At 35.2% G+C, this 14,443-nt stretch carries 20 protein-coding genes; 8 read left to right on the top strand and 12 right to left on the bottom strand.

All coding sequences use genetic code 11. The features are described 5' to 3' along the window. Positions 1 to 19: 19 nt before the first annotated feature. Positions 20 to 502 (bottom strand): glutathione peroxidase, encoded by a 483-nt coding sequence (gene bsaA, locus RBB48_RS14450; protein ID WP_088609028.1) that lies wholly within the window; start codon positions 500 to 502, stop codon positions 20 to 22. Between the two features lie 224 nt (positions 503 to 726). Here bsaA and RBB48_RS14445 point away from each other — a divergent pair, with 224 nt between their 5' ends. The 4 genes from RBB48_RS14445 (at position 727) to RBB48_RS14430 (ending at position 2,920) form a co-directional block, all read left to right on the top strand. Then, positions 727 to 936 (top strand): DUF3925 family protein, encoded by a 210-nt coding sequence (locus RBB48_RS14445; RefSeq protein ID WP_088609027.1) that lies wholly within the window; start codon positions 727 to 729, stop codon positions 934 to 936. Positions 937 to 1,032: 96 nt separating this feature from the next. Then, entirely contained in the window at positions 1,033 to 2,004 is a 972-nt protein-coding gene (locus tag RBB48_RS14440; protein ID WP_098133686.1) for an MBL fold metallo-hydrolase, read from the top strand. Positions 2,005 to 2,089: 85 nt separating this feature from the next. Then, a complete protein-coding gene (locus RBB48_RS14435; protein WP_087982676.1) occupies positions 2,090 to 2,524 on the top strand; it encodes a hypothetical protein in 435 nt (144 codons plus the stop codon). 150 nt (positions 2,525 to 2,674) lie between these two features. Beyond that, positions 2,675 to 2,920 carry a hypothetical protein gene (locus RBB48_RS14430; RefSeq protein ID WP_088609025.1) on the top strand — a complete coding sequence of 82 codons (246 nt, stop codon included), beginning with the start codon at positions 2,675 to 2,677 and terminating at the stop codon, positions 2,918 to 2,920. 52 nt (positions 2,921 to 2,972) lie between these two features. On the opposite strand, the gene RBB48_RS14425 is transcribed toward RBB48_RS14430, so the two are convergent. Next, positions 2,973 to 3,653, bottom strand: coding sequence for a DUF3600 domain-containing protein (locus RBB48_RS14425; protein WP_088609024.1), 681 nt, complete (start codon positions 3,651 to 3,653; stop codon positions 2,973 to 2,975). Continuing rightward, on the bottom strand, positions 3,650 to 4,228 hold the full coding sequence (locus RBB48_RS14420) for a sigma-70 family RNA polymerase sigma factor (RefSeq protein WP_306007784.1): 579 nt from the start codon (positions 4,226 to 4,228) through the stop codon (positions 3,650 to 3,652). The genes RBB48_RS14425 and RBB48_RS14420 overlap by 4 nt, the downstream gene beginning before the upstream one ends. Before the next feature lie 207 nt (positions 4,229 to 4,435). Here RBB48_RS14420 and RBB48_RS14415 point away from each other — a divergent pair, with 207 nt between their 5' ends. Further along, a complete protein-coding gene (locus RBB48_RS14415; RefSeq protein ID WP_306007783.1) occupies positions 4,436 to 5,422 on the top strand; it encodes a quinone oxidoreductase family protein in 987 nt (328 codons plus the stop codon). A 29-nt stretch (positions 5,423 to 5,451) separates the two neighbouring features. After that, positions 5,452 to 6,090: a zinc dependent phospholipase C family protein gene (locus tag RBB48_RS14410; protein WP_088063142.1), complete on the top strand. Its 639-nt coding sequence runs from the start codon at positions 5,452 to 5,454 to the stop codon at positions 6,088 to 6,090. Between the two features lie 44 nt (positions 6,091 to 6,134). On the opposite strand, the gene RBB48_RS14405 is transcribed toward RBB48_RS14410, so the two are convergent. The 5 genes from RBB48_RS14405 to RBB48_RS14385 form a co-directional block, all read right to left on the bottom strand. Continuing rightward, on the bottom strand, positions 6,135 to 6,518 hold the full coding sequence (locus RBB48_RS14405; RefSeq protein ID WP_088609021.1) for a VOC family protein: 384 nt from the start codon (positions 6,516 to 6,518) through the stop codon (positions 6,135 to 6,137). Between the two features lie 123 nt (positions 6,519 to 6,641). Next, the gene (locus tag RBB48_RS14400) at positions 6,642 to 7,811 is read right to left on the bottom strand and encodes a DEAD/DEAH box helicase (RefSeq protein ID WP_000588608.1); all 1,170 of its coding nucleotides are present in this window, start codon (positions 7,809 to 7,811) and stop codon (positions 6,642 to 6,644) included. Positions 7,812 to 7,830: 19 nt separating this feature from the next. Continuing rightward, positions 7,831 to 8,358, bottom strand: a complete 528-nt coding sequence (locus tag RBB48_RS14395) for a hypothetical protein (protein ID WP_141499182.1) — start codon at positions 8,356 to 8,358, stop codon at positions 7,831 to 7,833. A gap of 90 nt (positions 8,359 to 8,448) precedes the next feature. Further along, on the bottom strand, positions 8,449 to 10,137 hold the full coding sequence (locus RBB48_RS14390; protein ID WP_306007832.1) for a formate--tetrahydrofolate ligase: 1,689 nt from the start codon (positions 10,135 to 10,137) through the stop codon (positions 8,449 to 8,451). Positions 10,138 to 10,231: 94 nt separating this feature from the next. Next, positions 10,232 to 10,912 (bottom strand): class I SAM-dependent methyltransferase, encoded by a 681-nt coding sequence (locus tag RBB48_RS14385; RefSeq protein WP_060488566.1) that lies wholly within the window; start codon positions 10,910 to 10,912, stop codon positions 10,232 to 10,234. A gap of 204 nt (positions 10,913 to 11,116) precedes the next feature. On the opposite strand from RBB48_RS14385, the gene RBB48_RS14380 reads away from it, so the two are divergent. After that, positions 11,117 to 11,455: a hypothetical protein gene (locus RBB48_RS14380; RefSeq protein WP_060488565.1), complete on the top strand. Its 339-nt coding sequence runs from the start codon at positions 11,117 to 11,119 to the stop codon at positions 11,453 to 11,455. Between the two features lie 29 nt (positions 11,456 to 11,484). Here the strand turns inward: RBB48_RS14380 and RBB48_RS14375 are convergent, their stop codons facing one another. The 4 genes from RBB48_RS14375 to ytfJ all read right to left on the bottom strand — a co-directional run bounded on the left by RBB48_RS14375 (position 11,485) and on the right by ytfJ (position 13,501). Then, on the bottom strand, positions 11,485 to 11,697 hold the full coding sequence (locus tag RBB48_RS14375) for a hypothetical protein (RefSeq protein WP_000798747.1): 213 nt from the start codon (positions 11,695 to 11,697) through the stop codon (positions 11,485 to 11,487). Positions 11,698 to 11,766: 69 nt separating this feature from the next. Then, positions 11,767 to 12,087, bottom strand: coding sequence for a hypothetical protein (locus RBB48_RS14370; RefSeq protein ID WP_048540982.1), 321 nt, complete (start codon positions 12,085 to 12,087; stop codon positions 11,767 to 11,769). Positions 12,088 to 12,138: 51 nt separating this feature from the next. After that, entirely contained in the window at positions 12,139 to 12,915 is a 777-nt protein-coding gene (locus RBB48_RS14365; protein ID WP_000014094.1) for an oxalate:formate antiporter, read from the bottom strand. Between the two features lie 160 nt (positions 12,916 to 13,075). Then, the gene (gene ytfJ, locus RBB48_RS14360) at positions 13,076 to 13,501 is read right to left on the bottom strand and encodes a GerW family sporulation protein (protein ID WP_000349987.1); all 426 of its coding nucleotides are present in this window, start codon (positions 13,499 to 13,501) and stop codon (positions 13,076 to 13,078) included. Between the two features lie 132 nt (positions 13,502 to 13,633). Here ytfJ and RBB48_RS14355 point away from each other — a divergent pair, with 132 nt between their 5' ends. Then, the gene (locus RBB48_RS14355) at positions 13,634 to 14,419 is read left to right on the top strand and encodes a GNAT family N-acetyltransferase (protein WP_262800868.1); all 786 of its coding nucleotides are present in this window, start codon (positions 13,634 to 13,636) and stop codon (positions 14,417 to 14,419) included. Positions 14,420 to 14,443: the final 24 nt, after the last annotated feature.

The raw sequence follows: 14,443 nt of genomic DNA, 5'->3' as shown, positions 1-14,443 counted from the left end.
AATAAAGTGAAACTTCTAGTTATTCTCCAAGTACCTTCTCAATCTCAACCTCTAAATCCACCGGCTTCGTCTGCGGCGCAAAACGCCCTACTACTTTCCCGTCTTTTCCGATTAAAAACTTAGTAAAGTTCCATTTCACTGCTTTCATACCGAGTAAACCTGGCGCTTGCTCTGTCATGTATGTATACAGAGGATGAGCTTTATCACCTTTCACATCAATCTTTGCAAACATCGGGAAATTCACACCATAGTTTAATTCACAAAAACTAGTAATATCTGCTTCTGTACCTGGTTCTTGTCCTCCAAATTGGTTACAAGGGAAACCGAGTACTTCTAGTCCTTGGTCTTTATATTTATCATATACTTCTTGTAATCCTTTATATTGTGGTGTAAAACCACATTTGCTAGCTACATTTACAATAAGAAGTGCTTTTCCTTCGTAATCTTTTAACGATTTATCTTCTCCTGTTATCGTTTTAGCTGAAAAATCATAAACTGTCATTTTCCTTACCCCTCTCTTCACTATCATTCTATGTTTATACTATACTACATTCATGAATATACAGCTCTTATTACGTACTTACACCCCAATATGATAGCGCTTTATTTCTGTTCGAAAATTCGACACAAACTACTAGACTTTTATGATGGAAAGTTTTACAATTAATTTGTGAACAAAATGTGACAGTTTATATTCCATTATAAAAGAAAAGGATGGTGTTCATTATGAAAACTGCACAACATGAAACGATTTCAAATCGCGAGTTTTATTTCGTACTATATATGATGTTATTGTATGTGATTGGCTGGGTAATCGATGTAAATGGTTTATTTTTAAGCTCCTACTTTAATTTAGCAGGAGAAATTATGCTTCCAATCGTTGGTGGCATAGTTGGACTGTTTCTTATGTCTATCAATAAAGAACAAACGAAATAATAACACTTTAAAAAGGCAGAAGACGAGCTTTCGTTTTCTGCCTTTTTTCTATTTTAGCGTATAATAGAAACATATAGTAAATAAGGAGTGGTAATGATGAAAAAAGTAGAGCAATTATCTTCTCACCTATATCTTATTGATGATTTTGATTTACAACATAATGAACGAACAGGTACGTACGTTTTAGTAGGTGACGATATTACTTTAATTGAAACTTGTGCAGCCCCTTCTATTCCGTATATTTTAGACGGCTTACAACAATTACATATTGATTTAAACGAAGTTAAAAACATTATCGTTACACATGTTCATTTAGATCACGCCGGTGCTGCTGGTTTAATGATGGAAAAATGCCCAAACGCTACTTTATATGTGCATTCTCGCGGTGCTCGTCATATGATTGATCCAACAAAACTCATTTTAGGCGCAAAAGCTGTATACAAAGAAGATTTCGATAAACTATTTGATCCAATTCTTCCTATAGAAGAAGAACGTGTTCGTATTGTACAAAATGGTGATACGTTAAAAATTGCCGAAGACCGTACACTTACATTTTACGATACACCGGGACATGCTAAACACCATATTAGCATTCACGATTCATTAACAAACGGCATTTTTACTGGCGATACAATTGGAATTTATTATAGAGAACTCGCAGACCTTGGTGTCGAACTATATTTACCATCAACGTCCCCCTCACAATTCCAACCAGATGCGATGATTGCTTCTAAAAATCACATTCAAAGTATGAATGTAGATACTATTTATTTCGGTCATTACGGTGCATCCTCTAATGTTACAGAAGTATATAACCAACTAGAACATTGGCTACCTATTTTCGTTCATACTGGAAAAGAGATCTTTAAACAGTACACGGATTTCGATGAAGCGACTAAAGCTTTACAAACTGTATTAATGGATAAGATCTCTTCTCATCTTACAAAGTTAAACGTTCCATCAGATCATTCTGTTTACAACATTTTACATCTAGATATAGAAATTAGTGCGATGGGCATTATAGATTATTTCACGAAGCAAGAAAAAGCAAACTCCACTATTAAATAACCGTAAAAGAAGAGATATACAACAGTAGTTATTGTATATCTCTTTTTTCTTTGAATATATTTTGAGTAAAGGATGGTGGAATGCAATGCAAAAAGTAATGCTATACCTCTGCTTTACATTATTTATCGTCTTATTATTATTTGTCGGAGTGAAAATTCAATTTTATTTAGATACAGATGCGCAGGTGAATTTTAACGTTTATCCAAGATTATTCTACTTTACACTCTTCCCTCTTATAGTTGGCATTTTATTACGATTCCTTCAATCCATTAATCGCGAAACAAGTAAACAAAACTGGCGCTTTCAACCGGATAAATTTATCGCTATTACTGTGCCTACGCTATTCATTTCCTTTTCTCCAGCTCTACTCTTTTCACCAGTTGGTGCATACCTGCCTTATTTAACTAATATTATTCTTATAAATACTACTTTTGTTACGATAATAAGTTTAATAGCTGGCTATTCTTTTTTAGATTGTTTTATACAAAAAGATACTACAAATATGAAAAAATATAATTGATAACCATTTTTTAAGTGTTGCTAATTAGGTCAGTTTGTTTATAAATCTGATATTACTTGTAAAAGCCGATATAAACAAAAAGGGGAATTATGTTAAAATTAAATTGGTTGTATTTAGATCACAATGCATTTTATCCAGAGGAGACTTATTATGTATAAATTAGGTGCTTTCTCGTTTCTAACGTTTCTTGCAAGTATATGTTCTTTCTTTATTTTAAGAGGACCTAATGCAAATTTAACTTTAATTATTGTGATTCTAGCTATACTTTCATTACTCGGTATTATTTTTGCAATCACATCAAAGAATTGGTTATTCGGAATAGTTGGTACAGCATTAAATGCAGTAATACTAGTATTTGTATATTTCTTATCGCTAGCAAAAGGAATAGGTGGTTAATAATTTTACGTTTCAATAAAAAAGCTCTCAGCTTAGGCTTTGAGCTTTTTACTTATCTCACCTTTTCATCTACATACTCCATAAACTGCTCCGCATTAATAAATCTTTCTTTATACGCCTCAGGTACTTCTTCTACTTTCATCCCACCAGTTGATTTTGTCTTTACTTGTACGATTTCATATGTCATTAAAGCTTCCACATAACGGTCAAACTCTTCTTGTGTTAATACTTCTTTACTAGATTTATGACCATTTAATCTATCAAAGTATGGTTGAAGGCTCATACTTAAATTTTTCATTTCTTCTCTTTTTCCTGGTGATAATTGATCATAATTAATATTACCGTTCGAATCCCCGTACGCAAGCTTTGCATTTGTTAATTTCTTTAGTTCTTTTGTAAACTCTTCATATTCCTTCGCACCCATTTCGTCTTTCGCTTCTGATAACTTTGCATTAAAACGCATATACGCTTCTAATGTCATCGCTCCGGCATGTTTTTTTAAGTTCTCAAACGACCCGTATATACCATCCGCCATAATAGATTGGTAAGCAAAACCAGTCGTTGGGATTAAAAATGCTGCTGCAAGCACTCCTGCAATAAGGCGTTTCTTCATCTTACTCCCGCCGTGATTCATTTTTATTTGAACGATTACTTTTTCTTTTAACCCCGGCGGGGCAATAATCCCCTTCGCTTCTTCTTGTATAGATTTTCTAACTCTACAATCTAAACTCATTTCACATTCCCTACCTCTCCTAAAAAGATTTCTTCTACTTGCTCTTTTTGACGTAGTTTCTTTAATGCTGCGTTAATTCTAGATTTCACAGTACCAATTGGAATATGTAATATTTGTGCTACTTCTTCTTGAGAGTAATCGTGTAAGTATCTTAAGATAATAACTTGTTTCAATTTATACGGTAACTTATGAATGAGTTCGATTAATTTTTGATTTGATATTTTACTTACAACATCGCTAGAAAAATCAATTTGTACTGGTTTTCTTTGCTCTTCTGCTTTTTTTATAATTCGTAATCGCATCCACCTCTTTCTTCTATAAGAGTGAATTTGTTTAATCGCAAGTCCAATTAGCCAAGGTCTAAATGGCTTCTCGCTATCATACTTACGAAGCGATTCATATAACTGTATGTATATTTCTTGAACGACATCATCTACATCCATTTTATCTTCAATTAAAAAATGTGCTGTTTTATATACTTCTTGAATCGTTTTATCATACAACTTGCTATATGCTTCTTTATTGCCTGATAAAGTTAATTGGATCAAATCTGTATACACTGTTTCACCCTTCACATACCATCCCTCCTTTGTCTTACACTATATATTGGCAAGTAATTGACATTTCGTTCGATTTTTTCAAAAGTTTTTTTATATAGATTAATATAATGATTCAATATGTTCATAAGCTTCACTTATAATCACACATAACTATTATATAATTTTCCAATTTCTAATGAACATTTAAAATGATTTATATAGTCAAATTTAGGAGGATATATAATGAAAGCTATCATTGTAACGTCGTTCGGTGGTCCTGAAGTGATGAAATATACAGATGTGGATATGCCGGCTATTTCAGAAGATCAAGTTTTGATTCGCGTTGTTGCTACTAGTATAAATTTCGCCGATATTAAATCCCGTTATGGTAAAAAAGGAAATAAAGCACTACCTTTTATACCAGGGATAGATGCCGCTGGTGTTGTAGAACGAGTCGGTTCTCATGTGAAAAATATTTCTCCTGGACAACGTGTCATTGCTTTTCCTCAAGATGGCTCTTACGCAGAATACGTTGTCGCAAACGAAAACCTTACTTTTGCTTTGCCTGATGAAGTCGATTTTCAAACTGCAGCTGCTTGTCCGATTGTATCTTTTACAAGCTATAATTTACTCGCAAATGTAGCAAGGCTTCAACAAGATGAGTCTGTACTCATTCATGCAGCGGCTGGTGGGATTGGTACGACAGCAATTCAAATCGCTAAACTATTAGGGGCTGGAACTGTTATCGGTACTGTCGGAAATGAAGCGAAAAGTAAAATCGCTTTAGACGCTGGAGCTGATTATGTTATATGTCGTCAAGATGTAGATTTTGTAGAGAAAGTCAATGAGCTGACCAACGGTGAAGGGGTTGATGTAATTTTAGATTCTATTTCTGGAACGGTTTCGGAAAGAAGTTTAAAATGTCTTGCTTATTATGGTCGCCTCGTTCATTTCGGAAATGCAAGCGGTGAAATTGGTAACTTCCAAACGAAAGATTTACACGCAAGTTGCCGCTCTATACTCGGTTTTAGTTTTGGTACTACACGAAAAAAACGTCCTGAACTACTCCAAAAAACTGCAAATGAAGTTTTCCGTTATTTACGTGATGGCCGTCTGAAAATGAAAGCTGCGAAATCTTTTCCACTTCAAGATGCAGGGAAAGCACATGAATGGGTCGAAAGTAGAAAAAGTACAGGGAAAGTAATACTAACTGTTCAGTCCCCTTCCTGAAATGAATACTTGAAACCGAGGTGTCATTCATGGGATCACGAATTATGCATGCTATTATCGCTAACAGGATTGCCGAGAAATTATCTATTCAAGATAAAACTTCTTTTATACTTGGAGGCGTAGCCCCCGATGCTGTGCATTCAAAGATAGAAAAAGTCACCTCACATTTTTACGCCGGCTCAACAAAAGACTATACGAGACGAATTGATTATGGATCATTTATTCATAAATATAAAGATTATATGGAGTCCCCTTTTCTCCTAGGCTATTGCACCCACCTCATTGCCGATGATAATTGGCTAAGCGGCTTTTTTCTACCTTGGCTTAAAAACAGAATCGAAAATGACGAAACTATCGCGCCTATGTACTACAACGACTTTAAATTATTGAACGCAAAATTACTTTATCATTACGATAAAGAACAACGGCTCTTCTCTCTTCTCAATCAAGAGGCTCACATTATAGATATTGAAGAGGTTTCTAAAGAAAACGTTTTAGCTTTTCGAAAGTATCTTTTTGAAGATATGTTGTATCCAGAGCAACATTTACATGAAAACTTACAAGTATTTACGTTCGATCAAATCGTTGGTTATATTGAAACAGCTATTGAAAAAGGGGCATTTTTTATTAATCAACTCTCTAATGAAAAATCCACTTCAAACATGTAATCCCCCTCAATATATTTGAGGGGGATTTTCACATAGCAATATTATTATTTGTTCTTTTCCATAACCGCAAAATAATTCTCTTCACTATCAGCAAAGTTAAATACTTTACCAGAAGGCATTGTTACCATTTCACCAACAGTAACATTTTTATTTTTTAAATCTGTATATAATTGATCAAGATTTTCTGAGAAGAACATTAAAGATGGTGTACCAAGATTTAATTCTGGGCTCATCTTAGAAATCACTTCTTTATTATGTAATATAATGCTCGTTTCTGCACCGCTAGTCGGAGCAATCTCAACCCATCTCATTCCTTGCTTATTATCTTCCTCTGCAACTACATGAAACCCTACCTTTTCCGTCCAAAAATTTACTGCCTCTTCTTGATTGTTTACATATAACATAATTTGTCCAACTTTATGAATCATTTCATTTCCCCCTAATGGTTTTTATATTCTATGTAGGTTTCTACAGGTACTATTATTATTCCTCTTTCATTCAATTACAAACAAAAAAGACGTAACTACAAATAGTTACGTCTTTCTCTTTATTTATCTAGGCTTTTTCTTCCCAGTAAATGCTGGCTTCTTTTTCTTTGGTGCTTTCGGTTTCGTTTCTACAAATGATCCGTTGAACATTTCTTGCTTCGTAAATACGATGCCTAGTTTTTTTGCAAATTGAAGTAATTTACGCTCTTCTTGTTGTGTTACAAGAGAAACGACTGTTCCTTCTTTACCCATACGTCCTGTACGTCCTGAGCGGTGAATATATTGGTCTACTGTGTCTGGTAACTCCAAGTGGATTACATGTGTTAAATCATCGATATCAATACCGCGTGCTGCAATATCAGTAGCAAGTAGAATTTCTAATTTCCCGCCGCGGAAAGCACGCATCGTTGCTTCACGCTCTTGCTTACTTGCCTCTGCATGAAGAGCCGCTGCTTTCATTTTACGGAATTGCAATTTCTGAGTAATTTCATCTAAACGGAATGGGTCATTTAAGAAAGCAACTGCTTTTACATCGCCCATATGCATAATTCTTCTTACGTAATCATTTTTTTCGCGTCGCTCACAAATGATATACGTATGCTCAACTAAGCTTTTTGACTCTGCACGTGTTATACGTACTAATTGTGGTTCAACTGCTAAATCACGTGCAGCATCTTCTGCCGCTTTTGTAATTGTCGCCGAGAAGAATACTAATTGACGATCTCGCATTGTAGATTTAATTACATCTTGTACTGCGCCCATCATCTTTTGTTTTACAATTTGATCAAACTCATCAAATACAATCGTTTTTACTTCATGCATCTTTAGCTTTTTCATTCGAATTAATTCTAAAATACGTCCTGGTGAACCGACAATTACTCTCGGGTGTTTCTTTAATTTTTCAACTTGGCGCTTAATATCTGCACCACCAATTAAAGATGCCCCTGAAATTTCAGTCCCTGCTGTAAACTTTTGAACCTCTTCGTGAATTTGCATTACAAGCTCACGTGTTGGCGCTAAAACAACAACTTGTGGTTGTTTTACTTCAGGATTAATTTTATGTAAAAGGGGTAATAAGTACGCTAATGTTTTTCCTGTTCCAGTTGGAGATTCAGCTATAACGTCTTGTCCTTCTAAAATAGTTGGAATCGCTTGTTTTTGAATTTCAGTTAATTCTTTAAAACCAGCCTTCTCCCAAGCTTGTTGTAAAAATGGTTGCATATCTTTTATCATTTGTTTTTCTCCTTTATCTCTATTTTTGAAGAAAATGTTGTATTGTTCGCACCGTTTCTATCATGTGTGAAATAACAGCTATTAAATCATCAACATGGTCTTCTGTAATCGCTTTTTGAAATATAACCTCTACCTTATTATGATATGAAATCGCTTGCTTATTATATTCGTATGAAATTTTCTGCGTAATCATTCTTTCTTTTCCCCATATAGAATGCATGAAATTTTCAATTTCTTCACACACTACCTCTGGCTTTTCTATCGGGAATGAAAATGCTAACTTCATTTCACAACCTGGTGTAAATTGTGGTACTTCCAATATTTCACCAGACAAGTTCTTTGCATCTACAGATAGTGAAAATGTTGCTTTTACTACCGGTTCGAACGGTTCTGTTAATTGAAATGAAATATGGTATATACGACTTAATGAGGCAAGGTCCATCATATCTTTTCGATCTGTTACAAGAATATCTCCATGTAAATCAAAATCATAAACAGCACCTTCTACGATTACTTTTAAATTATCAAAAGCAGTTGGATCAAACATAATTTCCTCCAAAAAACAGGCGCCTTTCGATGGAAAGGCGCCACTTGATGTATATATAGTTTACAGATAAACGAGATGAATTACAACCTTTTAGAATAAACCTACTGCTTTTCCATCTTCATTTACATCCATTTGTAGTGCTGCTGGCTGTTTTGGAAGGCCTGGCATTGTTAACATTGTTCCTGTTAACGCAACGATAAACCCTGCACCAATAGATGGTTTTAGCTCACGAATTGTAACGATGAAGTCAGATGGACGACCTAATTTTGTTGCATCGTCAGAAAGAGAGTATTGTGTTTTCGCCATACAAATTGGTAGGTTACTCCAACCTTCTCCTTCATATTGAGCTAATTGCTTACGTGCTTTCGGAGCAAATTCAATATCTTTTGCACCATACACTTTTTGAGCAATTGTACGGATTTTTTCTTCTAATGGTAATTCTAATTCATAAAGTGGTGCGTAGTTGTTCTCACCTTTTTCAATTTCTTTTAATACTTTTTCAGCAAGGTCAACTCCGCCTTGGCCACCTTTCTCCCAAACTTCCGTTAAGGATACTGCATAGCCACGCTCATTGCACCAATCTTGTAAGTATGCAACTTCTGCATCTGTATCTGTAATAAATTTATTAATTGCAATTACGAAAGGCACACCGAAGCTTTGAATTGTTTCAACATGCTTCTGTAAGTTTTCCATACCTTTTGCTAATGCATCTACATTTTCTTCTTTTAATTGATCTTTTGCTACGCCGCCATGCATTTTAAGCGCACGAATAGTCGCAACAATAACAACTGCTTCTGGTTTAATGCCAGCTTCACGAGCTTTAATATCTAAAAACTTCTCTGCACCTAAATCAGCACCAAATCCAGCTTCTGTAATAACATAATCACCTAATTTTGCGGCCATTGTTGTAGCGATAACACTGTTACAACCGTGAGCGATATTCGCAAATGGTCCACCGTGAATGATAGCTGGTGTATTTTCTAACGTTTGCACTAAGTTTGGTTTTAATGCGTCTTTTAATAATAGTGTTAACGCACCTTCTACACCTAAATCTTTAACCGTTACAGGTTGATTTGCAAAGTTATAAGCAACTACGATGCGAGATAGACGAGCTTTTAAATCTTGAATATCTGTTGCAAGGCAGAATACGGCCATAATTTCAGATGCTACTGTAATATCAAAACCGTCTTCACGTGGTACACCTTGAACTGGTCCACCAAGACCAATTACTACGTTACGTAGGGCACGATCATTTAAGTCAACACAGCGTTTCCAAACGATTTTACGCGTATCAATTCCAAGTGTGTTCCCTTGTTGGATATGATTATCAATAAACGCCGCTAACGCGTTATTAGCAGTTGTGATCGCATGAATATCTCCAGTAAAGTGAAGGTTAATGTCTTCCATAGGTACAACCTGTGAAAAACCGCCACCTGCTGCCCCGCCTTTTAGTCCCATCGTTGGTCCAAGAGATGGTTCGCGAAGTGCAATTACTGTTTTCTTACCAATTTTATTAAAAGCTTGACCTAAACCAACTGTTACTGTTGATTTACCTTCTCCAGCTGGAGTTGGGTTAATCGCTGTTACTAAAACAACTTTACCGTCTTTCTCATCCTGTAAGCGCTTAAAAATATCAAGAGATAACTTACCTTTATAATGCCCGTATGGCTCTAATTCATCTTCTAAAATATTTAATTCAGCTGCAATTTCTTGAATCTTCCTCATACTCGCTTCTTGCGCGATTTCAATATCGGATTTAACTGTTGTAGTAGTTGTCATATACCCTAGTCCCCCTTTAATTGGTTCTGATGATATTGTATCAGTTTTTTGTATTTTCTGCACTTATTTACCTCCTAAAAATTCTTTCATTTCTTTATGCGTTTTTTAACATAAATACCCATAAGAATGTTAACGATTGTTGTAACTCGATAGGTAGTTGACCTAGCATCTTCTCATTTACTCCGCGCTTATATACACCGATGCCATCTACAACTTCAAAACCTTGTTCTTTCGCTAACTGTTCAAACTCCCAAGGCATCATCGTATTACAAACAACGTCTTTGCCATATAAACGAGGATAACTGTTCTCTCGAGGCTTTGCTGTCGGTCCTAAAATTGCAATACATGCATACCCATCTCTTTTTAAAACGCGCTTTATCTCATTTAATGCTCGTAATGGCTCCTCGGTCCATTCTAAAGAATTTATTGCCATAATTGATTCAAATTGCTCATTTTCAAATGGTAAGGAAGAAAGATCCCCTTTTATAAAAGATAAATTCGGTCCTTCTCCACGCTCCTTCCCTTTTTGAATCATCACTTCTGATAAATCTACTCCAACTGCTTTATAGCCCGCGCGACTTAATTTATATGTACCATATCCATCCCCACAACCAACATCGAGCACCTGAGCTTCTTTCTTCACATACTGTTCAAAAAACGGAATAATTGTACTCCTACTCCCGCTGTCCCACATCTCTTGACTATTTTGATTCCAAAATTCTGCACTACTATCCCATTTTTTCTCTGCTGATTCATGCCAATTAAATTTCGTCATACATTCCCCTGCCTTCACGTTTTATCATTCATTTCATTCTACATCATTTTCCAAAATTCCTGTTTATCTTCATTAGGAGATGTACAAGCTAATAACGGAATCTTTATTCTCCAATTTTTGCTTTACTTGGGTTTAACTCATACTCATGTTCTTCTCTTTGTGTAAGATACTATAGGTACACCCAATTGAAAGAGAGGGATGTACATGCGAAGAAAGAGAAATCATCATTTTAAAAGTGGTGAAAAACACGAAGAGTATGCAGCTGAAATATCACCAGCTGGCATACCAATTAGACATAAGCGTAAAGAAATTGCAAATGAAATAGAAGGTACAAACACCGGTGCAATGGTAGGCTATGTCGCTTTATTTCTTTCGCTTTTCTCAATTGCATTTTATCCAGTTACACTCGGCTCTCTTGCGATTTTAGTCGGCTTATTAGCTGTCAATTTCGGAGCAAGAACACTTGGATATACAGCAATTGGTTTTGGTAGTTTTTCTGTTTTATTTACTTTACTCTATCCGCTTTCTTTGTCAGCGTTTTAAAAAAACACACCAAGTTATACTTGGTGTGTTCATTCGTGATACAACATAATATGACCGCATCCACAGCAATGTTTCGCTGTAATTTCTTGAAACACTGGATAATTTTCTTCATCCCTATGTTCAATAAACACCTTTTCAAAACGGTACATGTTTGGCGCATATGCCCAATCTTGTTTCGTACGTGCATACAAAGTTGAGGAAAAAAACTCCTCACCACCGCAAACGATACATGTATTCTTCATTACTATCCCTCCTATGCTTGTCTTACTTCATCTATATGAACATAAGCATAAGAAAAAGACCTTCTATTACTAGAAAGTCTTCTCTGAAACAAAAAGAAATGTACCAAACATTCCTACTCCGCTATATTCTTTCGTAACACCAGCTTCTGTTTTAAATGTTTGCTTTGCAGTCATAAAGAATACACCATTTCGTGCATCTGTACTTTCAAATTGTAATTTTTCTTTTTTACCATCTACATTTTGTGTGCATTCAAAACTACTCTCATCACATTTCAATGCATACTTATCCTCTACATATACTTTAAAATCCGATTCTTTCGGACAAGTAATAAGTAAAATCGCTACGAGAATAATACTTACAATACCCACAATTGTATAATATTTCTTCATTTGTACTCCTTTCAAATGACAAGAAAACTTGACTTCATGCGCCAAGTTTTCTTAGTCCACAACCCATTGCCATTCTTGTTCTTTCTTATCAAAAATAAGCCAGCCTGTCTCTGTTGCTTCTTCTTTCAATTCATCGATATTATCTAGCACCTCATCCGTACTTTCATACGAACCAACTACATATACCGGAATTTCAAGACCTCTTCTTGACTCAATTTTCCCTGCTAGATCAATATAAAGACCATCCTCCATTAATGGAAGAAGCCCCATGATCACTTCTTTCGAAATTGCTGGGAAAATTTTTGATTTTTGGAACAAAGAAAAACGTTTCTTACCAAAAGCACCGAGTTTATAAGGAATGACTTTACTTAACATCCCTACAAAGTCAGCAATTCTACGATAATACACTTTGTTGTACCATCCGTCATCATGTGAAAAATAAACAAATCTATTTTTCAATAGCGGAAAGAATGTTCTTGCAAGTGGTTCTTTTTTGTGAGCCAAATATAAAAGCTCTGCAATTTCTTTTGGCTCTAATTCATCTAAATCGCTTGCATCATCAAAATCTACCCAACAAAATTCATCAAATTCATCAATCTCTGCTTGAATTAGCTTATGTATATTTTCTTCCTCAACATATTCAAATAAAGTATGATAATGAAAATCTGTCCATTCAAAGTTATGCTTCAAAAGCAACACTTGATGAAGCGGTGAAGGGATGTTACTTGCAAACTCTTTAAACGTAATTCCTGATGTAATAAAACAATGACCCCGACGATTACCATTAATATATATCATATTTTTTACTTGGTCAGATCCTCCAGACAAAGCACCTAGCCACCTTCGTTTTATATGTTTCAATTCTATAGCATATTTTAACATGAAAAATTTTAGAAACATAGAAAAAAATTCAAAAACTATTTACAATTTCATGTGTTTTATTACATAGTGATTACAAGAAAAAACACCTGCTCGTGAGCAGGTGTTTTTAAAGGATTTCATCTGGGTTTTGAGGATGATGATTTCCCTCTTTCTTTTCATCTTTTTGGAACATCGATTGAATTTTATCAATTGTTTGTGGAGCTAATTCAATCATTTTTTCTGCTAAATGTGTCGCATTTTGTAGATGCAGAATATTTACTCCATCTTTATTCACTACAAGAAATGCTACTGGTGTAATAGAAACACCACCCGCGCTACCGCCACCAAATGCAGGGTTACCGTTCGCTCTTTGGCCATCATTCGTTTGGAAATCAGAACCTCCTGCTCCAAAACCGAACGCCACTTTAGAAACCGTTAACACCACACCACCGTCAGCCGTTTGAACAGGCTCTCCAACAATCGTATTTACATCGACCATTTCTTTTAAATTTTCCATTGCCGCTTTCATTAACCCTTGAATTGGATGATCCACCGTTCATAACCTCCTTTGTCATATCTTTCCTAGTTTTTCCGAAAGTTGGTGAACTAAACATAAAATTTTATATTGATTTCAAAAAACTTAAGTTGTAATATTTAGAAAAGTAAAAAAAGAGGTCGATTCGTTATGATGCGAAAGTTAACAAAGAAAGATCATGAACAAGTATTCGATTACCTAAAAGAAGAAGCAGCCCTTAACTTGTTTATTATTGGGGATTTAGAAACTTTCGGTTATGAAACAGACTTTCAAGAATTATGGGGCGTATTTAAAGAGAATGGAACATTAAAATCGATTTTACTCCGCTTCCATGATGCATTTATACCCTATAGTAAAGAAGAATTTATTACCATTGATTATGAGGCACTTATTTCCGCCTATAAGCCGCTTAAACTCTCTGGCAAATCAACTATTGTAGAAAGATTTGAAACCGCTCCGAGCATACAACTAGGTGTCAAAAATGAAATGTATTTTTGTGAATGTCTAAATGACAACAACTTACCTATTACACCTGTCCAAGAAACAATTAAACTTGCCACACTAGATGATGTAAAGCGAATAATGCAATTACGAAGTAACATCGTTGAATTTCCGACTGCTAATGAATCAGAGAAAATATTAAGACAAGCTCTCGAAACAAACACAGGACGTACATACTATATTGAAAAAGACGGCGCTATTATTGCATCCGCCTCTACATCTGCTGAAAATTCATTATCCGCTATGGTAGTTGGCGTATGTACGCATCCGAACTACCGCGGAAATGGATTTGCTTCACTCATATTGCAAAAAATGATTCAAGACTTTACGAAAGAAGGCCGAACACTTTGCTTGTTTTATAATAATCCGGCTGCTGGACGAATTTATAAACGATTAGGGTTTAAAGATATAGGGATGTGGACGATGTACCGATAATAAAAAGCCGATTTGAAATCGGCT

The sequence above is a fragment of the Bacillus sp. MMSF_3353 genome (assembly GCF_030733445.1).
Lineage (GTDB): Bacteria > Bacillota > Bacilli > Bacillales > Bacillaceae_G > Bacillus_A > Bacillus_A wiedmannii.
Note: the sequence above shows the minus strand (reverse complement) of the source record. Positions and strands in the feature narration are given on the sequence as shown.